The following is a 25,407-nucleotide window of genomic DNA, read 5'->3' on the forward strand; positions in this document are numbered from 1 at the left end:
AGGCAAAAAAGCCCGCCTGAATCGCTTCAGGCGGGCTTTTTGTATTGCGCGACGCTTGCTTTGATACTTAGTGCGCGCCGATACCTTCGAGGACTTCGTCGTGCTCCTCGCGTTCCGCAAGGTACGGCGAGCGGTAGCCCGAATTCACGCCCCAGTAATAGAACACGAGCGAGATCAGCGCGACGACGAGCATGTCCCAACCGTAGGGAAGCAGACCGCTGCCGCCGAACTGCTTGCTGCCGAGCAGCGAGAGGAGCGCCATGATCGGCAGGTACGCGCACAGCCACCATGCAGCCTTCAGATCCTGGCCCCAGCCTTCATAGCCCTGCTTGCCCTGGAAGTAGAAGTACACCGGCAGCGCGACGACCATCAGCAGAATGATTTCGCCGGTCAGCGGCCACTTCGCCCAGTACAGGATCATCGAAGCGCAGACGAACGCGAACGGCGCGATCACCTTCATGAACGGCACGTTCAGCGGGCGCTCGATGTCCGTGGCGGCGCGCTTGAGCGCCATCAGGCTGATCGGGCCGGTCAGGTACGAAATCACCGTCGCCACCGAGATCACTGCCGCGAGCGAGCTCCAGCCGCGGAAGAAGAACATGAAGATGAACGAGACGAGCAGGTTGAACCACATCGCGTTGCGCGGCACGCCGTAGAACGGGTGCACGTTGCCGAACATCTTCGGCATCGTGTTGTTGCGCTCCATCGCGTAGATCATGCGCGAGGTCGTCGCCATGTAGGTCGTACCGGTGCCGCTCGGGCTCACGAACGCGTCCACATACAGCAGGATCGCGAGCCAGTTCAGGTTCAGCGCGATCGCGAGTTCCGCGAACGGCGACTTGAAGTTGAACGTGTTCCAGCCCTTCGCGACATCAGCCGGATTGACCGCGCCGATATACGCGATCTGCAGCAGCACGTAGATCACGAGCGCGCAGAGGATCGAGCCAATGACCGCAAACGGCACGCTCTTGGCCGGGTTGCGCGCTTCGCCCGCGAGGTTGATCGGGCTCTGGAAGCCGTTGAACGCGAACACGATGCCGCTGGTGGCAACCGCCGTGAACACCGCCGACCAGCCATACGGCGCGAACGTGGTCGTCTGGCCGAAATTCTCGTGGTGGAAGCTTCCAGCCATCAGGCCAATGATCGTCAGACCCGGGATGATGAACTTGAAGATCGTGATCGCGCTGTTGGCACGTGCGAACAGCTTCACACCCCAATAGTTGAGCATGAAGTAGATGATCACGAGAATCGCCGAAAGGCCGAGCCCTGAATGCGTCAATGACCCGTCGACGAAAAGCGCGTGCGCCCAGTCATAGGGCCAGGTACTCATGTACTGGATCGAGGCTTCGGCTTCGATCGGGATCACCGAGACAATGGCGATCCAGTTGGCCCACGCGCTGATGAAGCCCACCAGTGCGCCGTGCGAGTAGCGGGCGTAACGGACCATACCGCCCGACTCCGGGAACATCGCACCGAGTTCGGCGTAGGTGAGCGCGATGGCCAGAATGACCACGGCGCCGATGATCCAGGCGCAAACGGCCGCCGGGCCTGCAATCTTCGCCGCCTTCCACGCGCCGAACAGCCAGCCCGAACCGATGATCGACCCGAGGCCGGTGAACATCAGCGCGAACGGGCCGATGTTCCGTTGAATAGAACTTTTCACGTCTTCTCCTGTTTCAAGAGCAGCTCGACAACGCGTTTATCCCGTCTGTTGTGCGGGCGGGTTTCCCGCAGTTGTCGTACCTCCACACGAAAGATTGCGCCTGTAGGCGCAACTTCAGCGCGGCGCGTAGTTTAACCGGTTGCACCACGGAAGGGCGCCAAAAACGACGGCCTAATACAAAAAAGTCATTTGCTTATCAAGGTTTGTAAGGGTCAGTTTCGACCCTGTAGCAAAAAAATACGAACTTTCCCGGGGACCTAGTTGACCTTCCTGGCGTTTAGCCGTATAAAGTTCGGGCAGGATTTCAAGCGGCGAGTGTGAATAGGTCTTTCGTAGTTCGCCCATCAACGGTACTCCGGCTGGTCCCATACCCCTTCCTTGATTTTCGTGCACCTCTCGGGCTTCGGCCTTCATTCATTTTTAGGAAAGTAATATGGAAACCGGTACCGTCAAGTGGTTCAATGACGCTAAGGGCTTTGGCTTTATCACTCCGGACGGCGGCGGCGAAGACCTGTTCGCGCACTTCTCGGAAATCAAGGTTGACGGCTTCAAGACGCTGCAAGAGAACCAAAAGGTTCAATTCGAAGTCCGCACGGGCCCGAAGGGCAAGCAAGCTGCCAACATCAAGCCGGTCTAAGTACTGCGCTTATTGGTCTGCTAAGGCATTTAGGATCTGAACGCAGCTTCTGCGAAGTTCCTGACTAGCAAGCTTACCGAAAAACCCCACGCTTCTTCTCGAAGGTGGGGTTTTTTCTTGCCCGCGTTTTTCAGAACGGATTTTCAACGGGGATTAGCTTCCCCGCGCGTTCAGCCGTGCATTGAGACGCGCATTCAGCCGCACATTCAGCCGCACATTCAGCCGCGCATTCAGCCGAACAGGCGCTGCGCGTGAATGCCCAGGCCCGTCGCCACGCTGGCAAGACGGTCGCCGAACACGGCCTGCGACTGCGGAAACGCCTCCGCCAGCGCCTGCGTGAGGAATACGAGGCCGGTGGAGCCGCCCGTGAAGTAAAGCGCGCTCACCTGCCCGGGCGCCACACCCGCCGCCTGCACCGTTTCACGTGCGGCCTGCACAATGCGCCGCGTCTCCTCGCGGCCCGCCTCGACGAGTTGCGCGTCGCCGAATGCAAGGCGCAGATCTGTCTCGACCGCCTCGAGGTCGATCATCGTCTCCCCGCCCGCGGAAACACCGATCTTCGCCTCCTCGGCGCGCGCCGTGAGCGCGTGCCCCAGCCGCTCGTCGACCACGCGCATCAGCCGGTCGTGTTGACGCGTGTTCGGGTACAGATGGCGCATGAGCTTCAGCTCGGTCGCGCGCTTGGGCGTATAGATCGTGTTGATGAGGTGCCAGGTCGCCAGATCGAAATAGATGCGGTTCGGCACTTCGCGGCCCTCGGGGTCGAGCGACTGGTAGCCCAGTTCGCGCAGGATGGTCGCGAGTTCGACGCGGCGGTCGAAGTCGGTGCCCGCCACGTGCACGCCGTGGTGCGCGAGCACGTCGTCCTTGCGCTCGAGGCGCGACATACGATCCGGCCCCACACGCACGAGCGAGAAGTCCGACGTACCCCCGCCAATGTCGGCCACGAGCACGAGCCCTTCTTGCGCGAGGCGCGACTCGTAGTCGAACGCCGCCGCGATCGGCTCGTACTGGAACTCGATTTCCCGAAAGCCCACGCGGCGCGCGGCCGCTTCGAGCTGGTCCTGGGCGAGCCGGTCGGCGCGCGGGTCTTCGTCGACGAAGAAGACGGGGCGACCCAGCACAGCGCGTGTAATGGGCGCACCCGAGCAACGCTCGGCGCTGCGCTTCAGATGCTCCAGGAAGATCGTGATGATCTCGGTGTAGGGAATCGCGCTACCGTCGCCGAGGTCGGTCGTGCTTTCGGCAAGCGGCGAGCCGAGGATGCTCTTCATCGAGCGCATCAGCCGGCCGTCGAAGCCGTCGATATAGGAGGCAAGCGCCGCACGCCCGAATTCGCGCGTGTGTTCGTCGACGTTGAAGAACACCGCCGTGGGCAAGGTGGTGTGCGCGCCTTCCACCGGCGCGAGGCGCATCGCGCCGTCGGCCGCTGCCGGGAGCGCCACCGCCGAATTGGAAGTTCCGAAGTCAATCGCGCAGAAGCTGGTCATGGCAAGAGCGCGCCGCAGCGAATGCGCGCGCAAGAGAGGAAAGGTCGGGGGGATCGGCTTTGTAGCACGAAAGCGCGGCGCGCGGCAACCGCAGGCCCATGATGCGGCCCCGGGAAGTAAAAAACGCGCGGCCCGCGCCGCGCGTTTTTGCTCGGTTCGATAACCCGCTGCCCGCATGGGCGTTGGGCTATGTCCGGCTCAGCCCTTGAAGGGGTGCTTCCAGCCGTTTTCGTAGGCGATCTCGCCCACCGCCGAACGCGTGCGCTCCGCCTTCTCGCGATCGCGCAGCACCGGTTCCAGCTTCTCGGCTTCGCCGTAGTGGCCGATCGAGATGATCGACAGCGGCTCCACGTCGTTCGGCAGCGCAAATTCCTTGCGGAACGCCTGCACGTCGAAACCGCTCATCTGGTGCGCAGCGAGGCCCAGCGCGTGCGCCTGGAGCACGAGCGACATCGCCGCCGCGCCTGCGTCGTATTGCGCCGTGCGGTTCACTTCCCCCTTCGCGTTGAGCGTCTGCGCCGTCACGGCGATCAGCACCGGCGCCGGCGCGTTCCACTGCTGGTTGAACGGCACGAGCGTCGAGAACGCGCGCTTGAACGCGATTTCGTCGGCGCTACGGTCGAACACGATAAAGCGCCACGGCTGCAGGTTGTAGCCCGAGGGCGCCCAGCGCGCCGCCTCGATCACCGCGTGCAGCGCCTCGCGGCTCACCGGCTCGCTCGAATAGGCGCGCGGGCTCCAGCGGCCGGCGATGAGTTCGTGAATGGGCACGGCTGTCGGTGCGGGTTTGTGCTTCGTCATGCCTTGTGTGTCCTTGGGGTGGCGGGCGGCTTGCCCGGGGGTCACTAGAATAACCGCAGCGCGTGAAATACGCTCAAACGCAACGGGCGACGCTCATGCGTCGCCCGTTGGAATACGTCGAAGTGCGAACCGGCGCGTTCAAGTCGCGGTGCGCGTGCGCCTCGTCAGGCCGTTTGCACGCCCACGGCGCGCGGCCCGCCGTTGATGCGCAGCACGAGGAACGACGCGACGAGACACAGGCCCCCCGAAATCATCGACGCCACCGTGTAGGTGCCGAGACTCGCGCGCAACAGGCCCGCGCCGAACGCCGCGAATGCCGCGCCTAGCTGATGACCCGCCACGACCCAGCCGAACACGATCGGCGCGCGCTCCTTGCCGAAAACGTCGGTGGCAAGGCGCACCGTAGGCGGCACCGTCGCGATCCAGTCGAGGCCGTAGAACACCGCGAAAATCGGCAGCCCGAAGAAGTCGATGCCGAAGGCATGCGGCAGATAGATCAACGAAAGTCCGCGCAGCCCGTAGTACCAGAACAGCAGCACGCGGCTGTTGAAGCGGTCCGAGAGCCAGCCCGAGAGCGTCGTGCCGAACAGGTCGAAAATGCCCATCGTGGCGAGCAGCGAGGCGCCCTGCACTTCGGTCATGCCATAGTCGCCGCACATGGCGATGAGGTGCGTGCCCACATAGCCGTTCGTGCTCGCGCCGCAAATGAAGAAGCTGAAGAAGAGCAGCCAGAAGTCGCGCGTGCGGCTCGCCGAAAAGAGCGCGTCGAACGCGATCTTCAGCGGATTTTGATGCGGCGCCGGCGGCGCGACGGGGGTGCTTTCGTCCTCGCCGAACGGACGCAGATTCACGCTCGCGGGCCGCTCGGGCAGCAGGAACAGCACGAGCGGCAGCACCGCGGCGGCGGCCACGGCAACCACGAGCACCACCGACTGCCAGCCGTGCTTCTCCACGATCGCCGCGAGGAGCGGCAGGAACACGAGTTGGCCCGTGGCCGAGCTCGCCGTGAGGATGCCCATGGCAAGCCCGCGGTGCGAGTGGAACCAGCGCGTGACGACCGTGGCCGAAAGCGAAAGCGCCGCTACGCCGGTGGCGCCGCCCACCATCACGCCCCAGATCAGGATCATCTGCCACGGATGCGTCATCAGCGCGGAAAGCGCCACGCCCGCCGCCATCGTGCCGAGCGCCGCGAGCAGCGTGGGACGCACGCCGAAACGCTGCATGGCCGCCGCCGCAAACGGGCCCATGAGGCCATAGAGCGCGATGTTCACCGAGATGGCGAGCGAGATCGTCGCCCGGCTCCAGCCGAATTGATGCTCGAGCGGCACCATCATCACGCTGGGCGTCGCACGCGTGCCGGCCGCCGCCAGCAGCACCAGAAACACCACTGCCACGACGAGCCATCCGTAGTGGAAACGCCCGCCTATTCGCTTCGCTGCCCAGTTCATTGGTGCTCCTGTCACGGCGCGCCGGGTTTCGACATGCCTATGTTTTCGTTGGTATGACCGCTAGCTGCGACGATTCGCCATCGTTCGATTGTTACCGATCGGTCACAAGTGTGTTGCGATAGTAGTTACCGCTCGGTAACATGTCAAGCAATCACCCTGATCGCGAGATGCCCTCATGAAACACGAAGGCCACGACGAAACGTCAACCGCCTCTGCGCGCAAGCCCCGCCCCCGCGTGCAAACGGCCGGGGCGCGCGCCCACGAGCACCTGCTGCGCGCCGCCGACGAACTGTTCTACCGCGAGGGCGTGCGCGCGGTCGGCATCGAGGCTGTGGTCGAGCGCGCCGGCGTCAACAAGATGAGCTTGTACCGGCAGTTTTCGTCGAAGGACGATCTCGTCGTCGCCTACCTCCAGCGCTGCGATGTGCGCTTTTTCGAGCGCTTCGACGCCAGTCTCGCGAAGCATCCGGGCGAGCCGGCGAAGCAGTTGATGCAGTATTTCGAGGACCTCACGCACCGCGCCTCGGCGACGGGCTATCGCGGTTGCCCGTTCGTGAACGTCGCGACCGAATTCCCCGACGCCACGCATCCCGCGCGGCGCAGCGTCGACAACAACAAGACGAAGCTCATGGCGCGCCTCACCACGCTTGCGCAAGAAGCAGGAGCCAGCGATCCGGCCGCGCTTGCGGAGGAACTCGCGCTGCTCGTCGAAGGCATCTACGCCGCAAGCCAGACTTACGGCCCCGGCTGCGGCCCGATTCTCGCGGCGCCGCGCATGGCAAAGCTGTTGATCGAAGCGGCATGTCCACAGCGCTAGCCGCCCGTAAAATGACACGATGAACGAACCCGCTGCCCTGTCCCCCGACCACGCCGCCATTCTCGAAGCGACCCGCCACTGGCTCACGCGCGCTGTGATTGGCTTGAATCTCTGCCCGTTCGCGAAGAGCGTGTACGTGAAAAACCAGATTCGCTACGTGATTAGCGAGGCGACCGATCTCGAAGGTGTCCTCATCGATCTCGAGCGCGAGCTGCAAACACTCGCCCAAGCCGACGCCGCGGAGATCGACACGACACTGCTGATCCTGCCCCGTGCGCTCGCCGACTTCGCCGATTTCAACGACGCAACCTGGTTCGCCGAGCGCCTCGTGCAACAGTTGCGGCTGGAAGGCACGCTGCAGGTCGCAAGCTTTCACCCGCAATTCCAGTTCGAGGGCACCGAGCCCGACGACATCGAGAACTACACGAACCGCGCGCCGTATCCGATCCTGCATTTGCTGCGGGAGGCGAGCATCGAGCGCGCGGTCGAGGCATTCCCCGACGCCGCCGACATCTACGAACGCAACCAGGAAACGCTGCGCAAGCTCGGCTTCGACGGTTGGCAAGACTGGATGAACAAGCGCGACTGACGCCGCGCCGCCCACACGCTCAACCCTCGGTTGCCGCCTCCGGGGCCGCCTCGCCTTCGTCGGCGAAAAAGCGCTCGCGCAGGTCCGCGAGCCCAAAGGTATCGAGAATCTCGTTCAGCCGCTGCGCCGGACGGCGCCGCGGCAAATCCTTGTACTGGGCGATGATGAGTTCGTTCTTCATCGAGTGCTCCCAGCCCACCAGTTCCGTCACGCTCACCTGATAGCCGTGCGCCTCGAGCTGCAGGCAGCGCAGCACGTTGGTGATCTGGCTCCCGAATTCGCGCGTATGCAGCGGATGACGCCAGATCTCCGTGAGCGCCTGCCCGAGCGACTTGCCCTTATTGCGGCGCAGCACGCCCGCCACCTCGGCCTGGCAGCACGGCACGACCACGATGTAGCGCGCACGCTTCTTCAGTGCGAAGCGCAGGGCGTCGTCGGTGGCCGTATCGCAGGCGTGCAGCGCTGTGACAATGTCGATGGTGTCAGGCAGTTGCGGCGACGTAATCGAGTCGGCTACCGAAAGGTTCAGGAACGACATGCCGCCGAAGCCCAGCCGTTTGGCCAGCTCCTGCGAATGCTGCACGAGTTCGTCGCGCGTTTCGATTCCATAAATGTGTGACCTGTCGCGCTGATCCTTGAAGAACAGGTCGTAGAGAATAAAGCCCAGATAGGACTTGCCCGCACCGTGATCGACGAGGGTCACGTCGCGGCCATCCTGCTTGAGATCCTTGAGCAGCGGCTCGATGAACTGGAACAGGTGATAGACCTGCTTCAGCTTGCGGCGGCTGTCCTGGTTCATTTTCCCGTCGCGCGTCAGGATGTGGAGCTCCTTGAGGAGTTCGACAGACTGGTTCGGACGGACTTCGTAGGTCTTGCTGGACATCGGCGTGGTCACAGGAAAGGCGTGGCATGTCGCGAAACGTGCGACAGGCGACAGAAGGGTTGCGGTATTCCTGTCATTTTACGAAAAAAGCTAGTCAAGGCTGCCGAACCCATAAGAGCAGCGAGTGTCGTAATAGCGTCCAGGCACGCTGACCCACGTGCGGACAGGAGGGAGGGGTTGAGTAGAAGAGACACGAGGATTTTCGTCCCCGATGCCCAAAAAAGGACCAAAACGTAGCGCGACCAGCCGGCAACGAATCGACAGGCGCGCATTGGGAGGTCGCTCCGGGAGTGCCGGTTGCGATGAATCAGGCTGGCGCAGTCCTCGCTGCGCGAAGAGCGCACGACGCTGTATGGCCTTGCATGGGGCATGCAATGAATACGATACCTGACGGAAACGCAGAGCAAAAATTCCAGGAACTGCTTACGAAACTCATCACGGTTCCCGACTGGACGGAAAAGCAGCAACTGGAACTGGAAATGGCGCGCGACATCTCGGTGGAGATGCTGCGCGTTGCGGAAAGCATGCGCGACGGCCCATCGGATCTCGAAACCTGCCTGATCCTGCTGAAGTACGCGAAGGTGCTCGATTTCGTGATGTCGGCGTTGGCGTCGCGCCGCGATATCAAGCCGCAAACGCTGCGCGTGATTTTCAAGCTGGCAGGCCTCAAGGTCGACGAGGCCTATCCCGGGTGAAGCCGATGTGAACCTGACGTCAATCCGGCGCGGCGGCCTAACGCCGCCGACGCCGATGCTCGACTCCCATACGGGCCGTTAGCGGCCCGTACTCTTCTTTTTTGCCAACGATTTTGCCCGCCGCCGGCTCACTGCGCGCGCACCTTGAGGCGCCACAGCGAAGTCAGCTCGGCCACGCGCGCGCGATACAGCGGATCGCTGGGATCCGAGGCTTTCGGGTGCCGCGGACGAATGTCCTCCCGGCCCACCACTTCGAGTCCAGCCTCCACGATCATCTCGACGAGCGATTCGCGCGTGCGCAGCCCGAGATGTTCCGCGAAATCGGACAGGATCAACCAGCCCTCGCCGCCCGGCTCGAGATGGTCCTTGAGACCGCCGAGAAAACCGCGCAGCATGCGGCTCTCCGGATCGAACACGGCGTATTCGATGGGCGACGCGGGACGCGCCGGCACCCACGGCGGATTGCAGACGACGAGCGGCGCGCGCCCCGGCGGAAACAGGTCTGCCTCGACGACCTCGACCTGGGCGGCATAGCCGAGGCGCTCGAGGTTCTCACGCGCGCACGCCAGCGCGCGTGCGTCCTGATCGGTGGCGACCACGCGCTTCACACCGCGCGAGGCGAGCACGGCGGAGAGCACGCCCGTGCCCGTGCCGATATCGAAGGCCTTTTCGAGCGACGGCAGCGCCGTGCGCGCGACGAGATCGACATATTCGCCGCGCACCGGCGAAAACACGCCGTAGTACGGATGAATGTGCGCCCCGTTCAGCGCAGCGATCTCGACGCCCTTCTTGCGCCATTCGTGCGCACCAACGAGACCGAGGATTTCACGCAACGACACAGCAGAAGCTTCGCCATCGGGCGCGCCCCACGCCTCTTCGCACGCAAGACGAACGTCGGGCGCGCGGCGCAGGTTGATGCCGTAATCGCCTTCGAGCGGAATCAGCACCATGGCGAGCGTGCGGGCGCGCTGCGCCTGCGCCTGGCGGTGCAGATGAAACGCTTCGAGCGGTGAGGCGGGCGCCTTGGGCGACGCAGCCTTGCGGGGCTTGCGCTCCGCGCGGCGCGCCATGGCCAGTAGCAACTGACGCGCGTTCTGAAAGTCGCCGCGCCACAGCAGGGCGGTGCCTTCGCAGGCGAGGCGGTACGCGGTGTCCGCGGTCGTGCGATCGTCGGCGATGACCACGCGTTTGGGCGCCGGCACGCCCGCCTCGGAGCGCCAGCGCACCGTGCGCGGGCCTTCGGTGTCGGGCCAGGTGAGAGTGGGATGTTCGGTCATAGGTCGGATAGTCGATGCGGCGGGCCAGTTCGTCGATGCGTTGCCGGGCCGCCGGTTGGCGCCCCGGGGCGCCTTACGCGGCGCCATCATATAGCACGGCGACGCGGCACGTTCCGCCGCATCGCCTTTGCACCGATCATCGCTCAGACGTGCGGGCGCGTCGACTCGGCCAGACGGCATAGGACGAAACGCACGCGGGCGGCAGTAAAATGTGCGCCGACCGCGCCTCGCCAGGCCACGCCCACCCGCTCGAGACCATGCCAGAAACCACCCAGCCGACACGCCGCGCGCGCAAACCGCGCACGCGCCGCGCCAGCGCCGGAGGTGGGCTCGACGAGGGGTTTTACGCCGAACTGCTGCATATCGTAGGGCTGCGGGAGAACGTTTCCGGCGCAGGGCGCACCGTGACGCGACTCGCGCCGGACACGCGATTGCGTGGCGCACTGATCGAACTCGCGCTAGCGCGTCTTGCCGCGTGCGAGGTCGAGAGCCAGAACGAACGGACGGAGGCCGACCGCTTCGAACTCGCGCTGCGGCTTTGCATCGCCTGGATCAGCCGCCTGGTTTTTCTCAAGGTGCTCGAAACACGTCTGCTAACGCTCCACGGCGGCGATTCGCCGTACGCGTTTTTGAACGCACGGCGCATCCGCTCATTCAGCGATCTCGACGCACTGTGCGACGCCGTTCTCCATGGCGATGAAGCCGCGTCGCCCGCTCGCTTCGCTCACCTCCCCCGCTTCGACGGTTCGCTTTTCGAGCCGCAAGACCTGGACCCAAGCCTGCTCGGCATGGGCGCGCTCGACGAGAGCGCCACGCTACCGCTTTTCGCCGCAACCGTGCTCACCGATGCGGGCGGCGAGCGGCACGTGCTCGGGTATCTGCTCGATTTTCTTGGCGCGTTCGACTTCTCCGCCGGTTTGGTCGCGCACGAGCCAGCCGCGGCGAACGCGCGTTGCCTCGACGGCTCTTCGCTCGGGCTCGTCTTCGAAAAGCTCAATGGCTACCGCGATGGCGCGTGGTACACGCCAGGCTGCGTCGCGATGCAACTCGCCCGTCCCGCCATCGCGAATGCGGCGCTGAATCGATTGAATCGCGCCAACGGCTGGCACTGCACGAGCATCGATCAGCTATCCGAATTGATAGACGATCGCGACGAAGCTCAGGCGATTCTGGACTCGCTGCGCATCTGCGATCCCGCCGTGGGATCAGGGCATCTGCTCGTTTCAGCGCTCAACGAGTTGCTCGCGCTGAAAGTCCGCCTTGGCTTGCTGAACGCGTGCGACCTCGAAGCGCTCAGCGCCTGCCGCATCGACGTGACTGCGGACCGGCTTGGCGTCACGCACGCGGACGGCGAGCCGCTCACACACGAGCGCGATGGCGAGGCCATCCGCAAGATCGAAGCCGCGCTCTTTCGTGTCAAGCGGGACATCGTAGAGCGCTCGCTCTTTGGTGTGGACATCCATGCCGATTCGGTCGGCATGGCGCGTTTGCGGCTGTGGATCGAACTGCTCGAACACGCGGACTTCACCGCTTCGCTGCCAAACCTCGAGACCAACCTCAAGCAAGGCAACGCCACGCTCAGCCGTTTTGACTTCGATACGCCCATTCGCGAGTACGCAGCGCTAATCGCGAACTATCGTGCGAGTGCAGCAAAACTGCGGACGACCAACACACGCGCCGCAAGACGCGCCGAAGCCGCTCGATTCGCCCAACTGCGCGACACGTTGCGCAACGCGCTTGCAAATATCCCGGCCCAAACGCCGCCCAAAGAGGCCACGGCGTTCGAATGGCGCATCGAGTTCGCAGAGCTACTCACCGACGAAGGCCACTTCGAGCGTTTCGACGCCGTCATTGCGAATCCGCCCTATATCGATTCCGAGCGCATGATCAACCAGGGCCAGCGCGCGCTGCGCGAGCGCCTCGTGCAGCGCTGGCCGAGCGCGCGAGGCAACTGGGACCTGTACATCGTGTTCATGGAGCTAGGCCTCGCGCTCCTCAAGCCTGGTGGCGCAATGGCGTATCTCACGCCCGACAAGTGGCTCTCGAAGCCCTTCGGCAACGCGCTGCGCGCGCGGCATCTGGACAAGATCGAACGCATCGTCGGGCTCGGGCGTGACGTGTTCGAACAGGCGCGCGTAGATTCGATCATCACGGTCTTTCGCGAGTCGGGCACGCCCGCCATCGCGACTGCGCGCATCGAGGGCGAAACGCTTCGCGAGCTGGCGCAAACCGACAAACGCACGCTAGAGGCGCCGTGGCCGCTCGACGCGCTGCTCTCGCCACATGCCGCGTTCGTGCAGCGGATCGGCCGCGCGCACCCCACGCTCGGCGGTTTGCTGCCCTGCGAAAACGCATGCGCGACGTCGGACGCCTACCGGCTCGCGCCCCTCGTCGAAGAAGCTGAAAAGCATGCGCTCGCTGACCATCACTACCGCGTGGTGAACACCGGCACGCTCGGGCGCTACGTCTCGCGCTGGGGCAGCAAGCCGATGACCTACCTCGGGCGACGCTACAACGCACCCGTGGTCGAGCGCGAGCGTTTCGCCTCAACGTTCTCGAACGGCTACGGCGCGAAAGCCCATGCGAAAAAAGTGATCGTGAAAGGCCTCACGCGGCTCGACGCGACACTCGATCTCGCCGGCGACACCATCCCCGGCAAAACCACGCTTATCCTGCGCTCAAACGACGAGCCCGTGCTCAAGCTCGCGGCGGCGCTCCTCAACTGCCCGCTCTCGATTTTCCTGATTCGCGCGAAGTACGGATCGTCAAGCTACAACGGCGGCGTGGCATTCACGAAAGCGATGATCGACGCGTTGCCCGTGCCAGGCTGCGCTTCGGTGCGCGACGAGATCGCCGACTGCGTAACCCGGTTGCTGCGCGCTCACGAGTCCGGATGCGGCGCCCCGGAAGTGGAAGACATCGCGCGCGAGATAGATCGACGCCTTTACGCGGCTTTTGGCTTGTCAGGGCAGGAGATCGACCTCGTGGAAGGCCGCACCGGCCCGATCGCGCACGAAGCAAGCTGACCGGGCAGCCGCACGACGGCGTCACGGCGAGTCGGCTAGTCTTGCTCATCCTCGCGCGAGAGCAGACATCATGGAACGGCTACGATTCTTCAGTCCCTCCGACGAGAGCAGCGTGCTGACGTTATCGATCGCCACGACGTTGGTGATCGCCCTCATCGGCATCCTGTTCGGCCTGATCTCCGGCTCGTTTTCCATTGTGTTCGACGGCGTCTATTCGCTCATCGACGCGAGCATGAGCGCGCTCGCGCTCGCCGTCGTGCGGCTCATCACCTCCTACGCGGTCAACGTCGACCTGCCGCGTAAATGGCGCGAGCGCTTCACCATGGGCTTCTGGCATCTCGAACCCATGGTGCTCGGCCTGAACAGCACGCTGCTCGTGGGCGTGGCCGTCTATGCGCTGATCAACGGCGTGACGAACCTGCTCGCCGGCGGCCACGAACTGCACTTCGGCCCGGCGCTCGTCTACGCCGTGCTCACCGTGAGCGCCTGCGTGGCGATGGCGGTGTTCGAATCGCGCGCGAACCGCCGGATCCACTCGGACTTCGTGCGCCTCGACATCAAGTCGTGGATCATGTCCGCGGGCATCACGGCCGCGCTGCTGATCGCGTTCAGCGTCGGCTATGCGATTCAGGGAACGGCGTGGGAGCACCTCACGCCCTACGTCGACCCGGCGGCGCTCGTGGTGGTATGCGCGGTGATCATTCCGATTCCGCTCGCGGAAATCCGCCAGGCCCTGCTGGACGTGCTGCTCGTCGCGCCCGCGGATCTCAAGCAGCATGTCGATGCCGTCGCGAAACGCTTCGTCGAGCGCTACGCCTTTGAGTATTACCGCGCCTACGTCGCGAAAGTGGGGCGTTCGCGCGAGATCGAGTTGTATTTCGTCGTGCCGCCCGACATGCCGCCAAAGCGCATTGCCGAGTGGGATGCGATCCGCGACGAAATTGGCCGGGCCATAGGCGGAGACGAGTCGCACCGCTGGCTCACGATCATGTTCACGAGCGACCCCGAATGGGCGGAGTGAGCCCAGAAAGCACAAAGGGTTACGTGAATTTCACGTAACCCTTTGTCTTGACGCTTTACTTCGAATTTGGTGCCGGCTGCAGGACTCGAACCCGCCACCTGATGATTACAAATCAACTGCTCTACCAGATGAGCTAAGCCGGCATAGCCCGCTATTCTACTTCATTTCACGATCTTGAGGTGGCCCTTGCCGCCCTTGTTGCCGCCTTCGTCATCTTTATCGGCAGCGCGCGACGCGACGGGCGCGAGCGGTGCGGCAGATTCCTCGGCAGGCTCGTCGCGCACTTCGTGCGCTTCGGCTTCTTCGTGGTCCTCGGAGGACAGCACGTCGTCGGCGTCGCCCGCCGGCGACTCGACCGGGAACGCCATGCCCTGGCCGTTCTCGCGCGCGTAGATCGCGAGAACGTTCGACACCGGCACCTCGATCTTGTGCGACTTGCCCGAGAAGCGCGCGTGGAACTCGATCATCTCGTTGCCCATCTGCAGCTGGCTCGTCGCCTCGAAGCTGATGTTCAGCACGATCTCGCCGTCACGCACGAACTGGCGCGGCACGCGCGTGCGGTTGTCGACCCGCACCGCGATATGCGGCGTGAAGCCGTTATCGGTGCACCACTCGTACAGCGCGCGCAGCAGATACGGCTTGGTGGAAATCTCTTGCATCAACAATCCTTTCACGAGGCGGCATCCACACCCACGCTGCGCACGCCGCCTCTGTTACCTGCAACCGCCAGGATACTACTTAACGACGCATGACCTTTTCAGACGGCGTGAGCGCTTCGATGTACGCCGGACGGCTGAAAATGCGCTCGGCGTACTTCATGAGCGGCGCGGCGTTCTTCGACAGCTCGATGCCGTAGTGGTCGAGGCGCCACAGCAGCGGCGCGATCGCGACGTCGAGCATCGAGAACTCTTCGCCCAGCATGTACTTGTTCTTCAGGAAGATCGGCGCGAGCTGCGTGAGGCGGTCGCGGATCGCGAGGCGCGCCTTCTCGTGATTCTTCTCGGCGGCCTTGCCCTTCTCGTTCTCGAGCGTGCTCACGTGCACGAACAGTTCCTTCTCGAAGTTGAGCAGGAACAGACGCGCGCGGGCGCGCTGGACGGGGTCGGCCGGCATCAGCTGCGGATGCGGGAAGCGCTCGTCGATGTACTCGTTGATGATGTTCGATTCGTACAGGATCAGGTCGCGCTCGACCAGAATCGGCACCTGACCGTACGGATTCATCACGGCGATGTCTTCCGGTTTGTTGAACAGGTCGACGTCGCGGATTTCGAAGTCCATGCCCTTTTCGAACAACACCAGCCGGCAGCGCTGGGAGAACGGGCAGGTAGTGCCGGAGTACAGAACCATCATGATTTACATTTCCTCAATAAACCCAAAAGGCCAGCGGGCGAAAAAACCGCCTGACGGTCCCTGAACCGTCAGACGGCATCTCGTCGCACCGGCCCCACGTCGGTCAGGACGTGCCTATTTGATATCTTTCCAGTACGCGGCGTTCAATCGCCACGCGAAAAAGCTCAAGACGCCGAGGAACAGAAGCACCCACACGCCAAGCTGCCTGCGGGTTTTCTGCTCGGGTTCGGCCATCCAGCCGAGGTAGGCCACCAGGTCGGCCACGTCGGCATCATAATCCACAGGCGTTAGCGTTCCGGGCGTGACCTGCTGGAACCCGGCAAAGCGACGGATTTTTTCCCCGGTTTCCTCATCAGTCGTGTCCTCGAACTTCGCCGTGCGTATGCCCTGCAACTGCCACAGCACGTGCGGCATGCTCACGTTTTCGAACACCAGGTTGTTCCAGCCAGTCGGCCGCGTGTCGTCGCGGTAGAAGGTGCGCAGGTACGTGTACAGCCAGTCGCGCCCTTTCGCCCGCGCTTCCACAGAGAGGTCCGGCGGCGCCACGCCGAACCACGCCTTCGCGTCGTCCGGGCGCATCGCGATGGACATCGTGTTGCCGACCTTGTCGGTCGTAAACAACAGATTATCTTCGATTTGCTTCTGCGGAATGCCGAGATCCTGCAACCGGCTGTAGCGCATCAAGTTCGCACTATGGCAATTCAGGCAATAGTTTACAAACAATTTGGCGCCGTGTTGCAGCGAAGCAAGATTTTCGCCGTTATCGGGAGCGCGGTCGAGCGGAAAGTTTTCCTGCGCCGCCACAGATCCGACCCCGAATACACATGAGAGCGCCAGCGCGGCCAAGCCGGCCCGGACGCCGGCAGCCCGTATGCTCACCTTCGCGAGCGTCGAAAAAAGAGATTTTCTCGTCATATCTTCCTCGCTCGTCATTTAATGGGGCTTGAACCGCACGCGTTCGGGCGGCTGCTTGAACGTGCCAAGCGGCGTCCAGAACGGCATGCCGAGGAAGAAGGCGAAATAGACGAGCGCGCAGATCTGGGCGATCAGCGTGGCCGCCGGCGATGGCGGTTTCGTGCCGAGGAACGCGAGCGTCAGGAACGCCAGCACGAAGATGCCGAGAAACACCTTGTGGAAGAACGGCCGGTAGCGGATCGATTTCACCGGCGAGCGATCGAGCCACGGCAAGAAGAAGAGCGAGACCACCGCCGTGCCCATGACCACCACGCCCCAGAACTTCGACTCGGTGAAGTACATGGCGAGGATCACGAGCACCGCCAGCACCGGCAGCCCGGCGCGCCATTTGCCGCGGGCGCGCACGAGCGCGAGCAGGCCGAGCAGCGCGATCACGATCATCAGCACGATCTTGAACGGGTCGGTGGTGGCGCGCAGCATCGCGTAGAACGCCGTGAAGTACCAGACCGGCGCGATTTCAGGCGGCGTTTGCAACGAATTGGCCGGCACGAAGTTATTCGCCTCGAGGAAGTAGCCGCCCATTTCCGGCGCGAAGAACACGATCGCCGCGAAGATCATCAGGAAGATGCACACGCCCATGAAGTCGTGCACCGAGTAGTACGGATGAAACGGAATGCCATCGAGCGGCACGCCGTTCGCGTCCTTCTTCTCCTTGATCTCGATGCCATCCGGGTTGTTCGAGCCCACTTCGTGCAGCGCGATGATGTGGCAGATCACGAGCCCGACCAGCACGAGCGGAATGGCGATCACGTGGAACGCGAAGAAGCGGTTGAGCGTGACGTCCGACACCACGTAATCGCCGCGAATCCACAGCGAGAGATCCGGCCCGATGAAGGGGATCGCCGAGAACAGGTTCACGATCACCTGCGCGCCCCAGAACGACATCTGGCCCCACGGCAGCAGGTAGCCGAAGAACGCCTCGGCCATCAGGCACAGGAAAATCGCGCAGCCGAAAATCCACACGAGTTCGCGCGGCTTGCGGTACGAGCCGTAAAGCAGCCCGCGGAACATGTGCAGATACACGACCACGAAGAACATGGAAGCGCCCGTGGAGTGCATGTAGCGGATCAGCCAGCCCCACGGCACCTCGCGCATGATGTACTCGACCGAGGCGAACGCGAGCGTCGCATCGGGCTTGTAGTTCATGGTGAGGAAAATGCCGGTGATGATCTGGTTCACCAGCACGAGCAGCGCAAGCGAGCCGAAGAAGTACCAGAAGTTGAAGTTCTTCGGCGCGTAATACTCGGTCAGGTGCGCTTTCCAGGTCGAGGTCATCGGAAAGCGCTTGTCGATCCAGCCCTGCAGGCCGGCCGTCTCCCCCGCATCCTTTTCGGTTCCCGTCGTCATCACGCTTCTCCTTTTTCGTCCTTGCCGATCACGATCTGCGTCGGGGACGCGAACATGTAGCGCGGAATGTCGAGGTTTTGCGGTGCCGGCTTGTTCTTGAACACGCGGCCGGAGAGATCGTAGGTGGAGCCGTGGCACGGGCACAGGAAGCCGCCCGGCCAGCTGTCGGGCAGGTTCGGCTGCGGGCCTTCCTGGAAGCGCGGCGTCGGCGTGCAGCCCAGATGGGTGCAGACGGCAACCGCCACGAGAATGTTCTGATGCTCGGCGCGCGAACGGAATTCGTTCATGCAGTACTCCGGCATCGGCATCGAGAACGGATGCTCGGAGTTCGGATCGGCCAGGTCGGGATCGGCCTTCTTCACGTCGGCCATCATGCGATCCGTGCGGTACAGGATCCACACGGGCTTGCCGCGCCAGGCCACGGTCATCATCGAGCCGGGCTGCAGATTCGTGATATCGGCTACGACGGGCGCGCCGGCGGCACGCGCTTTTTCGGATGGTGCAAAGGAACCTACGAAGGGTACGACAGTGGCCACGCCTCCAATGCCACCTGCTACGGACGTCGCAATCAGCCAGGTTCGGCGGCTGCCATCGACGCGGTCATTCTCGTTGTCTCGCATCACATCGCCCCACTTCTGAGTTGGATTTTTCCGTCACGCCAGCTTACCCGCGGTGCTGCCGAACGCTAGTTTGCTCGAATGGAGTTGGCATTTACAAGGGGCGTTCTCGAAAAAGCTTCGGAAGTCCTTGATATCTCGGGGTTTTCCCGCAGAAAAGAGGGCCACTTTCTTTTCAGCTTGTAAATGCCCGATGAATAAAACGATGCTGCACCACGACAATTTTCGCCTTGCGAACGCCGGCATGCGCATGGAAAAGTTCGTTTAAACGGGATTGTCGATGTCGATGAAAAGATGCTCGATGTTGAACGCTTCCGAGAGGTGCGCGCCCACCGCCTGCACGCCGAAACGCTCGGTTGCGTGGTGGCCCGCCGCGAGAAACGCCACCCCGCTTTCCGCCGACGTGTGCGTGGTCTGCTCGGAGATCTCGCCGGTGAGGAAGACGTCGGCGCCGGCGTCGATCGCGGCGTCGAAGTAGCTTTGCGCGGCGCCCGTGCACCAGGCCACGCGGCGCAGCTGCCAGTCGGGGTCGCCCAGCACGAGCGGCGCGCGGCCGAGCGTTTGCGTGACCTCGGCGGTGAAGTGCGCAAGCGTGATCGGCATGGGCAGCGTGGCCATCCAGCCGAGATCCTGCTCGCCGAAGCGTTGTTCGCCGATCCAGCCGAATCTGGCGCCCAACTGCGCGTTATTGCCCAGTTCCGGATGGCTATCGAGCGGCAGGTGGTACGCGAACAGGTTGATATCGTTCGCGAGCAAGGTCTTCAGGCGCCGGTATTTGCGGCCCGTGATTTGCGGCGCTTCGTTCTTCCAGAAGTAGCCATGGTGCACGAGCACGGCGTCGGCGCCCCACTCGAGCGCGGCTTCCAGGAAGGCGAGTGAAGCGGTCACGCCCGTGGCGATCTTCTCCACCCGACGCCGCCCTTCGACCTGCAAACCATTGGGGCAGTAGTCCTTGAACCGCGCGGATTCCAGAAGATTGTTCAGATACAATTCCAGTTCGATCCGATCCATATAATCCTCTAATCTTCAGATGCTTAGACGCTTTTGGCTGTTCTTCGCCCAGGCGGTGACGGTCCTGCTGGCGTTGATGTTCATCATCGCCACGCTCAAACCGCAGTGGCTGCAGCACCAGGGGCAGTTCGGCAAGCAGCTTGCCGAACCGATCGTCGCACTGCGGGAGGTGGCGCCAGGCATCGGTGGAGGCACCACCCAGGGCTCCTATGCGGACGCCGCCCAGAAGGCAATGCCCGCGGTCGTCAACGTGTTCTCGAGCAAGGATGGGTCGCTGCCGCCCGACCCCCGCCAGAACGACCCGCTATTTCGCTACTTCTTCGGCGATCGCAACAAAAACCACAAGCAGCAGGAGCAGCCTGCCGCCAACCTCGGTTCGGGCGTCATTGTCAGTCCGGACGGTTACATTCTAACGAACCAGCACGTGATCGACGGCGCGGACCAGATCGAAATCGCGCTTTCCGACGGCCGCACCACCAACGCGAAGGTGATCGGCATCGACCCGGAAACCGATCTCGCTGTGCTCAAGATCAACCTGCCGAACCTGCCCACCATCACGCTCGGCCGCATGGACCAGACGCGCGTGGGCGACGTCGTGCTCGCCATCGGCAACCCGTTCGGGGTGGGACAAACGGTCACGATGGGCATCATCAGCGCGCTGGGCCGCAATCACCTCGGCATCAACACGTTCGAAAACTTCATTCAGACCGACGCGCCAATCAATCCGGGCAACTCGGGCGGCGCGCTCGTCGACGTGAACGGCAACCTGCTCGGCATCAACACGGCCATCTACTCGCGCTCGGGCGGCTCGCTCGGCATCGGCTTCGCGATTCCCGTCTCCACGGCGCGCAGCGTGCTGGAGAGCATCATCACCTCGGGTTCGGTCACGCGCGGCTGGATCGGCGTAGAACCGCAGGACGTGACGCCCGAGATCGCCGACTCGTTTGGGCTCAAGGAGAAGTCTGGCGCGATCGTCGCAGGCGTGCTGCAGGGCGGCCCCGCCGACAAGGCCGGCATTAAGCCCGGCGACGTTCTGACCTCGGTGAACGGCGAGGCCATCACGGACACCACACGCCTTCTGAACGTGATCGCGCAGATCAAACCGGGCACCGACGCGAAGATCCACCTCGTGCGCAAGAACAAGGACATGGATCTCGACGTGCTGATCGGCAAGCGCCCGCCGCCGCCGAAGCAGCCGGCCCAGGAAGACGGCGAAGGCGACGACGACGGGGGCTGATCCGTCACAGGCCGGGCGTCGCGCCCTGCCCGTTTCCAGAATGCGAAAAGGCCGCGAACTCAAGTTCGCGGCCTTTTCGTTTGCCTGCGGTTTTCTGCGCAGCGCCAGCGAGGTTAGCTCGCCGGCTGACTCTCGTCCGCGGGTTTCTTCTCGCCGGTGCCAATGAAGATACGCGCCGCGATGATGCCCAGCTCGTACAGCACGATGAGCGGCAACGCGAGAATGAGCTGCGAGAACACGTCCGGCGGCGTCACGACGGCCGCGACGATGAACGCGCCAACGATCACGTAGGGCCGGACCTGCTTGAGCTTCTTCACGGTGACCACGCCCATGCGCACGAGCAGCACCACGATGATCGGCACCTCGAAGGTCACGCCGAACGCAATGAACATGGTGAGCACGAAACTCAGGTAATTGTCGATATCGGTCGTCATCTCCGCGCCAAGTGGCGCGTTGTAATGCGCCATTACGCGGAAGATGGTCGGGAACACCACGAAATACGCGAACGCCATGCCGCACAGGAAGAGCGTGTAGCTGCTCGCCACGAGCGGCGCGACGAGCTTCTTTTCGTGCTGGTAAAGGCCGGGAGCGACGAACGCCCAGATCTGGTAGAGCACGACCGGCAGCGCGATCACGAAGGCCACGAGCATCGTGACCTTCATGGGCACGAAGAACGAGCCGGTCACGTCGGTGACGATCATCTTGCCGTCGCGCGGCAGGTTCTGCATGAGCGGACGCGCAAGCAGACGGAATATATCGGGCGCCCAGTACACGAGCCCGATGAACACGACGATCACGGCAAGGCCCGCGCGAATAATGCGGTCGCGCAGTTCGACGAGATGGGAAATGAAGGTCTCTTCGGAGCCTTCGTCCAGTTTTTGCTGGGGGTCGCTCACACCGGCCCTCTGTTGGAAATGGTCGTGCGCAAATGCGAATCCGCGTCAGAAGAACCGCGTGGGCCGGCGCAGGCTTGCCGGCGTGTGCTGTGCCACGCGCGCAGCGCCGGATTGCACTCGCGTACGGCGCAGCGTGGCGCGTTTGTACCAGACAGGCGCGGCGCTTTGCTTCACGCGCCAGTTCTTGCGCTTCGCACCGCTCGCGCCCGCGTTGCCGGAGCGCCATCCCGATTGCGTTGCGGTGCCGTCCATCACGTTGGCCGCAGCGCCTTCCAGACTGGCAGGATCTGCGCCGCCCGCGATGCTCGGCGACACCGACGTGCCCGCGTTCCAGGCGTCGTTCAACTCGGTTTCATGCTTGCGCAGGTTGTCCTGAACGTTCTTTTCGACGTTCTGCGCCGCCTCCTCGAACTCGGTCTTCATGCGGCGCAACTCGTCGAGTTCGATCTCGCGCGTGACTTCCGCCTTGACGTCGTTGATATAACGCTGCGCGCGCCCGAACAGCGCGCCCGCCGTGCGTGCGACACGCGGCAGCCGCTCCGGTCCGAGAACGACCAGCGCGACGACGCCGATCAGCGCCATCTTGGTTAAACCGAGATCGAGCATGAATGGAGTTTTCCGTCAGCCTTGGCTGTCTTGTTAGTCACAAGCTGTGGTCACGAGCGGGATTCAAGCTGGAAAACAGGTGGCGGCGAGAAAAAGGCCGCCACGCGTTTTAGCGGTAGTCGTTCGAGCGCTGCGTCTTGTCCTTGGCTTCGACGTCGACTGCGCCGCCGTCGGCCGGCAGCTCACGCTTTGGCGCGTCGGCGCCTTCGCTCTCGCGCATGCCTTCCTTGAAACCCTTTACCGCACCGCCCAGATCGCTACCGATATTGCGCAGCTTCTTGGTGCCGAAGACGAGCGCAACGATCAACAAGACGATCAGCCAGTGCCAAATGCTCAACGAACCCATGATTCACTCTCTCCTTAACCCCGTCGCCGCGCGATGTGCGCGACGCGATAAATTGTGCCTGTTTGATGTTGCACCGACGTGGCGTGCGACCCTTTAGCAAAACGCGGGGTTCGCCCCACGCCATCCATCATTTATACCGACTTTCACCGCCCTCGGCACTCAGCCCATGCGGTGCCACGGACGCGGCCCGGCCAGCAAATGCGCGTGCAGATGGTAGACCTCCTGCCCGCCGCCCGGCCCCGTATTCACGACCGTGCGAAATCCGGTGTCGCCGCCCGTGTACGAGACGCCCAGCTCCTTGGCGAGCCGCGCGACCAATACAAACATTCTACCAAGCAGCGGTGCGTCGTTTTCACCGCAGTCGGCAAGGGTGGAAATATGCTGGCGCGGAATGACGAGGACGTGCGTTTCGGCTGCGGGCCGGATGTCGCGGAAGGCGACGAATTCGTCGTCTTCATACACCCGGGTGCTGGGAATCTGGCCATCGGCGATCTTGCAGAAAAGACAGGTGCTGCGGTCGTGACTCATGGTGCTCCTGGTGAGCAGCGCCGCACACGCACCCGGCTGCCCTCAAAACCAGGCGCGCGGATTGTGCAGCGGCTTGTTGTCGTACAAGTACAGCCAGCCTTTGATGATACGGTACAACGTCCAGATTGCGACAGCCCACAAAATTGGAATGCCGACCAGCACGAAGATGAGCACGCCGCCGATCAGATGGCCGGCGAGGCCAAGCCAGAACGTGCGGATTTGCCAGGTGAAGTGCTGCTCGTAGGGCGTGCCGAGCGCTTCGTCGCGCTTGAGGTAATTGAGGATGATGGCCACCAGCACCGAAATGCCGCCGGTGAGCCAGTACACCGCGTAGAGCGCGTACAGCACGTGCGTGAAAGTGCGCAGGCTGCGCAAACGGTCCGCGTCAACGCCGTTGCGGTACGAAGGGGGCGGATAGTCGCCAGACGTGGACATGTCGTTCATCTCCTGTCGATCCAGAGTTAGCGCTTTAGCGGTTACTCCGGTCCCATGCAGAACGTGGGGTGGGTTGCGCTGCGCGCCAGCCTCAGTCGCCGTTCTCTTCGCGCTCGCGGCTCTTGCGCAGCGCCTTTTCCTCAAGACCCGAAAGACCCTCGCGGCGTTCCAGTTCCGCGAGCACGTCGGCGGGACTCAGATCGAAATGCGAGAGCGTGACGAGGCAATGGAACCACAGGTCGGCCATCTCGCCGACCAGCGCCTTCGGTGCGCCGCCCTGGCGCACGTCCTTCGCGGCCAGCACGACTTCCGTTGCTTCTTCGCCGACCTTCTTGAGCACTGCGTCGTCGCCCTTGTGAAACAGGCGCGCGACGTAGGAGGCGTCCGGATCGCCGCCTTTGCGGCTGTCGATCACCGCTGCGAGGCGCAGCAGGGTGTCGTTGGTGTTCAGTTGCGTCATTTGTAGATGTGTTCGGGGTCTTTCAGCACAGGGTCGGCGGCGACCCAGCGGCCTTCGTCGACGGTGCCTTCGAATTGCTGGAAAAAGCACGAGTGGCGGCCCGTGTGGCACGCGATGCCCGACACCTGCTCGACCTTGAGCAGCACGACGTCTTCGTCGCAGTCGAGGCGGATGTCGCGCACGTGCTGCACGTGGCCCGACTCCTCGCCCTTGAACCACAGGCGCTGGCGCGAGCGCGAGAAGTACACGGCGCGGCGCAGCTCCACCGTCTTGGCGAGCGCTTCGCGGTTCATCCAGGCGAACATCAGCACGTCGCCGGTGGTGGCTTCCTGCGCGATCACCGGCACGAGGCCGCTCGCGTCCCAGTTGACCTTGTCGAGCCAGTTGGCGTTGGCAAGGTCGTTGGTTGGTTCGTTGCTCATCGCGTCACATCCTCACCGAGATGCCCTGGTCGGCCATGAAGCGCTTCGCCTCGCCCACCGTGTGCTCGCCGTAGTGGAAGATGCTCGCCGCCAGCACGGCGTCGGCACGGCCCTTGACGATGCCGTCTGCGAGGTCCTGCAGGCCGCCCACGCCGCCCGAGGCGATCACGGGAATCGGCACAGCGTCGGACACCGCGCTCGTGAGGGCGAGGTCGAAGCCGCTCTTCGTGCCGTCGCGGTCCATGCTCGTGAGCAGGATTTCGCCCGCGCCCAGCTCGGCCATCTTGCGCGCCCATTCCACGGCGTCGATGCCCGTGGCCTTGCGGCCACCGTGCGTGAACACTTCCCAGCGCGCGGGTTCGCCCGGCGCGGACGTCCGCTTCGCGTCGATGGCGACGACGATGCACTGCGAGCCGTATTTGTCGGCGGAATCGCGCACAAGCTGCGGATTGGCGACGGCCGACGAGTTCATGCTGACCTTGTCCGCCCCGGCGTTGAGCAGGCGCCGCACGTCCGCCACGGCACGCACGCCGCCGCCGACGGTGAGCGGAATGAAGACCTGCGAAGCCACCGCCTCGATGATCGGCAGGATCAGGTCGCGCTGGTCGGAGGTCGCGGTGATGTCGAGAAACGTCAGTTCGTCGGCGCCCTGGTCGTCGTAGCGGCGCGCGATTTCGACGGGGTCTCCCGCGTCGCGCAGTTCGACGAAATTGACGCCCTTCACGACGCGCCCGGCGGTCACGTCGAGGCAGGGGATGATGCGTTTGGGTAGAGCCATGATCTTGCCGAAGTTGCGAGTCGGTGTGAGTGCGGCGAGCGACTTTCGCGAG

At 63.5% G+C, this 25,407-nt stretch carries 27 protein-coding genes and 1 tRNA gene; 7 read left to right on the forward strand and 21 right to left on the reverse strand.

Annotated elements, in window-relative coordinates; translation table 11 throughout:
* Positions 1 to 67: 67 nt before the first annotated feature.
* Positions 68 to 1,663, reverse strand: coding sequence for an APC family permease (locus U5A57_RS32940; RefSeq protein ID WP_321915866.1), 1,596 nt, complete (start codon positions 1,661 to 1,663; stop codon positions 68 to 70).
* 433 nt (positions 1,664 to 2,096) lie between these two features.
* Between U5A57_RS32940 and U5A57_RS32945 the strand changes: the two genes are divergently transcribed.
* Positions 2,097 to 2,300 (forward strand): cold-shock protein, encoded by a 204-nt coding sequence (locus U5A57_RS32945; RefSeq protein ID WP_027797379.1) that lies wholly within the window; start codon positions 2,097 to 2,099, stop codon positions 2,298 to 2,300.
* Positions 2,301 to 2,530: 230 nt separating this feature from the next.
* Here U5A57_RS32945 and U5A57_RS32950 read toward each other — a convergent pair whose 3' ends face one another.
* The 3 genes from U5A57_RS32950 to U5A57_RS32960 all read right to left on the reverse strand — a co-directional run bounded on the left by U5A57_RS32950 (position 2,531) and on the right by U5A57_RS32960 (position 6,039).
* Positions 2,531 to 3,790 (reverse strand): Hsp70 family protein, encoded by a 1,260-nt coding sequence (locus U5A57_RS32950; RefSeq protein WP_321915867.1) that lies wholly within the window; start codon positions 3,788 to 3,790, stop codon positions 2,531 to 2,533.
* A 198-nt stretch (positions 3,791 to 3,988) separates the two neighbouring features.
* Complete coding sequence (locus U5A57_RS32955; protein WP_321915868.1) at positions 3,989 to 4,591, reverse strand: nitroreductase family protein; 603 nt, start codon at positions 4,589 to 4,591, stop codon at positions 3,989 to 3,991.
* 164 nt (positions 4,592 to 4,755) lie between these two features.
* Positions 4,756 to 6,039, reverse strand: a complete 1,284-nt coding sequence (locus tag U5A57_RS32960; protein ID WP_321915869.1) for an MFS transporter — start codon at positions 6,037 to 6,039, stop codon at positions 4,756 to 4,758.
* A gap of 175 nt (positions 6,040 to 6,214) precedes the next feature.
* Between U5A57_RS32960 and U5A57_RS32965 the strand changes: the two genes are divergently transcribed.
* Both U5A57_RS32965 and U5A57_RS32970 read left to right on the forward strand, forming a co-directional pair.
* The gene (locus tag U5A57_RS32965) at positions 6,215 to 6,856 is read left to right on the forward strand and encodes a TetR/AcrR family transcriptional regulator (protein ID WP_321915870.1); all 642 of its coding nucleotides are present in this window, start codon (positions 6,215 to 6,217) and stop codon (positions 6,854 to 6,856) included.
* A gap of 19 nt (positions 6,857 to 6,875) precedes the next feature.
* Positions 6,876 to 7,445 carry a DUF1415 domain-containing protein gene (locus tag U5A57_RS32970; protein WP_321915871.1) on the forward strand — a complete coding sequence of 190 codons (570 nt, stop codon included), beginning with the start codon at positions 6,876 to 6,878 and terminating at the stop codon, positions 7,443 to 7,445.
* Between the two features lie 19 nt (positions 7,446 to 7,464).
* On the opposite strand, the gene U5A57_RS32975 is transcribed toward U5A57_RS32970, so the two are convergent.
* Positions 7,465 to 8,328: an SAM-dependent methyltransferase gene (locus tag U5A57_RS32975; RefSeq protein ID WP_321915872.1), complete on the reverse strand. Its 864-nt coding sequence runs from the start codon at positions 8,326 to 8,328 to the stop codon at positions 7,465 to 7,467.
* A gap of 374 nt (positions 8,329 to 8,702) precedes the next feature.
* Here U5A57_RS32975 and U5A57_RS32980 point away from each other — a divergent pair, with 374 nt between their 5' ends.
* The gene (locus U5A57_RS32980; RefSeq protein WP_233883048.1) at positions 8,703 to 9,023 is read left to right on the forward strand and encodes a DNA-binding protein; all 321 of its coding nucleotides are present in this window, start codon (positions 8,703 to 8,705) and stop codon (positions 9,021 to 9,023) included.
* A gap of 128 nt (positions 9,024 to 9,151) precedes the next feature.
* Here the strand turns inward: U5A57_RS32980 and U5A57_RS32985 are convergent, their stop codons facing one another.
* On the reverse strand, positions 9,152 to 10,300 hold the full coding sequence (locus tag U5A57_RS32985) for a class I SAM-dependent methyltransferase (protein ID WP_321915873.1): 1,149 nt from the start codon (positions 10,298 to 10,300) through the stop codon (positions 9,152 to 9,154).
* Between the two features lie 257 nt (positions 10,301 to 10,557).
* Here U5A57_RS32985 and U5A57_RS32990 point away from each other — a divergent pair, with 257 nt between their 5' ends.
* Entirely contained in the window at positions 10,558 to 13,326 is a 2,769-nt protein-coding gene (locus U5A57_RS32990; protein WP_321915874.1) for an Eco57I restriction-modification methylase domain-containing protein, read from the forward strand.
* 70 nt (positions 13,327 to 13,396) lie between these two features.
* A complete protein-coding gene (locus tag U5A57_RS32995) occupies positions 13,397 to 14,347 on the forward strand; it encodes a cation diffusion facilitator family transporter (protein ID WP_321915875.1) in 951 nt (316 codons plus the stop codon).
* A gap of 67 nt (positions 14,348 to 14,414) precedes the next feature.
* Here the strand turns inward: U5A57_RS32995 and U5A57_RS33000 are convergent.
* From U5A57_RS33000 to U5A57_RS33030, 7 genes are all read right to left on the reverse strand, one after another.
* Positions 14,415 to 14,490: transfer RNA gene (locus U5A57_RS33000), tRNA-Thr, on the reverse strand.
* A gap of 18 nt (positions 14,491 to 14,508) precedes the next feature.
* A complete protein-coding gene (locus U5A57_RS33005; RefSeq protein ID WP_321915876.1) occupies positions 14,509 to 15,006 on the reverse strand; it encodes a ClpXP protease specificity-enhancing factor in 498 nt (165 codons plus the stop codon).
* Positions 15,007 to 15,085: 79 nt separating this feature from the next.
* A complete protein-coding gene (locus U5A57_RS33010) occupies positions 15,086 to 15,697 on the reverse strand; it encodes a glutathione S-transferase N-terminal domain-containing protein (RefSeq protein ID WP_027797364.1) in 612 nt (203 codons plus the stop codon).
* Between the two features lie 114 nt (positions 15,698 to 15,811).
* Positions 15,812 to 16,612 (reverse strand): cytochrome c1, encoded by an 801-nt coding sequence (locus tag U5A57_RS33015; RefSeq protein WP_415774688.1) that lies wholly within the window; start codon positions 16,610 to 16,612, stop codon positions 15,812 to 15,814.
* Positions 16,613 to 16,630: 18 nt separating this feature from the next.
* Positions 16,631 to 18,019 (reverse strand): cytochrome bc complex cytochrome b subunit, encoded by a 1,389-nt coding sequence (locus U5A57_RS33020; RefSeq protein WP_321915877.1) that lies wholly within the window; start codon positions 18,017 to 18,019, stop codon positions 16,631 to 16,633.
* Positions 18,019 to 18,639, reverse strand: a complete 621-nt coding sequence (petA, locus tag U5A57_RS33025) for a ubiquinol-cytochrome c reductase iron-sulfur subunit (RefSeq protein ID WP_321915878.1) — start codon at positions 18,637 to 18,639, stop codon at positions 18,019 to 18,021. Before petA ends, U5A57_RS33020 begins: the two co-directional genes overlap by 1 nt.
* 261 nt (positions 18,640 to 18,900) lie before the next feature.
* Positions 18,901 to 19,647 carry a Nif3-like dinuclear metal center hexameric protein gene (locus tag U5A57_RS33030; protein ID WP_321915879.1) on the reverse strand — a complete coding sequence of 249 codons (747 nt, stop codon included), beginning with the start codon at positions 19,645 to 19,647 and terminating at the stop codon, positions 18,901 to 18,903.
* 19 nt (positions 19,648 to 19,666) lie between these two features.
* Between U5A57_RS33030 and U5A57_RS33035 the strand changes: the two genes are divergently transcribed.
* The gene (locus tag U5A57_RS33035; RefSeq protein WP_321915880.1) at positions 19,667 to 20,884 is read left to right on the forward strand and encodes a Do family serine endopeptidase; all 1,218 of its coding nucleotides are present in this window, start codon (positions 19,667 to 19,669) and stop codon (positions 20,882 to 20,884) included.
* A 113-nt stretch (positions 20,885 to 20,997) separates the two neighbouring features.
* On the opposite strand, the gene tatC is transcribed toward U5A57_RS33035, so the two are convergent.
* The 8 genes from tatC to hisF form a co-directional block, all read right to left on the reverse strand.
* Positions 20,998 to 21,780 carry a twin-arginine translocase subunit TatC gene (gene tatC / locus U5A57_RS33040; RefSeq protein ID WP_321915881.1) on the reverse strand — a complete coding sequence of 261 codons (783 nt, stop codon included), beginning with the start codon at positions 21,778 to 21,780 and terminating at the stop codon, positions 20,998 to 21,000.
* A gap of 45 nt (positions 21,781 to 21,825) precedes the next feature.
* A complete protein-coding gene (tatB, locus tag U5A57_RS33045) occupies positions 21,826 to 22,386 on the reverse strand; it encodes a Sec-independent protein translocase protein TatB (protein ID WP_321915882.1) in 561 nt (186 codons plus the stop codon).
* A 109-nt stretch (positions 22,387 to 22,495) separates the two neighbouring features.
* The gene (gene tatA / locus U5A57_RS33050; protein ID WP_321915883.1) at positions 22,496 to 22,732 is read right to left on the reverse strand and encodes a Sec-independent protein translocase subunit TatA; all 237 of its coding nucleotides are present in this window, start codon (positions 22,730 to 22,732) and stop codon (positions 22,496 to 22,498) included.
* Between the two features lie 159 nt (positions 22,733 to 22,891).
* Positions 22,892 to 23,260, reverse strand: a complete 369-nt coding sequence (locus tag U5A57_RS33055; RefSeq protein ID WP_321915884.1) for a histidine triad nucleotide-binding protein — start codon at positions 23,258 to 23,260, stop codon at positions 22,892 to 22,894.
* 42 nt (positions 23,261 to 23,302) lie between these two features.
* Positions 23,303 to 23,695 (reverse strand): DUF4870 family protein, encoded by a 393-nt coding sequence (locus U5A57_RS33060; protein WP_028206579.1) that lies wholly within the window; start codon positions 23,693 to 23,695, stop codon positions 23,303 to 23,305.
* Between the two features lie 91 nt (positions 23,696 to 23,786).
* Positions 23,787 to 24,155: a phosphoribosyl-ATP diphosphatase gene (locus tag U5A57_RS33065; RefSeq protein ID WP_110388464.1), complete on the reverse strand. Its 369-nt coding sequence runs from the start codon at positions 24,153 to 24,155 to the stop codon at positions 23,787 to 23,789.
* Positions 24,152 to 24,577, reverse strand: coding sequence for a phosphoribosyl-AMP cyclohydrolase (gene hisI / locus U5A57_RS33070; RefSeq protein ID WP_321915885.1), 426 nt, complete (start codon positions 24,575 to 24,577; stop codon positions 24,152 to 24,154). The genes U5A57_RS33065 and hisI overlap by 4 nt, the downstream gene beginning before the upstream one ends.
* Positions 24,578 to 24,581: 4 nt before the next feature.
* A complete protein-coding gene (hisF, locus tag U5A57_RS33075) occupies positions 24,582 to 25,355 on the reverse strand; it encodes an imidazole glycerol phosphate synthase subunit HisF (RefSeq protein ID WP_321915886.1) in 774 nt (257 codons plus the stop codon).
* Between the last annotated feature and the right edge of the window lie 52 nt (positions 25,356 to 25,407).

It is taken from the genome of Paraburkholderia sp. J11-2 (genome assembly GCF_905220185.1).
In the GTDB taxonomy this organism is placed as follows: domain Bacteria; phylum Pseudomonadota; class Gammaproteobacteria; order Burkholderiales; family Burkholderiaceae; genus Paraburkholderia.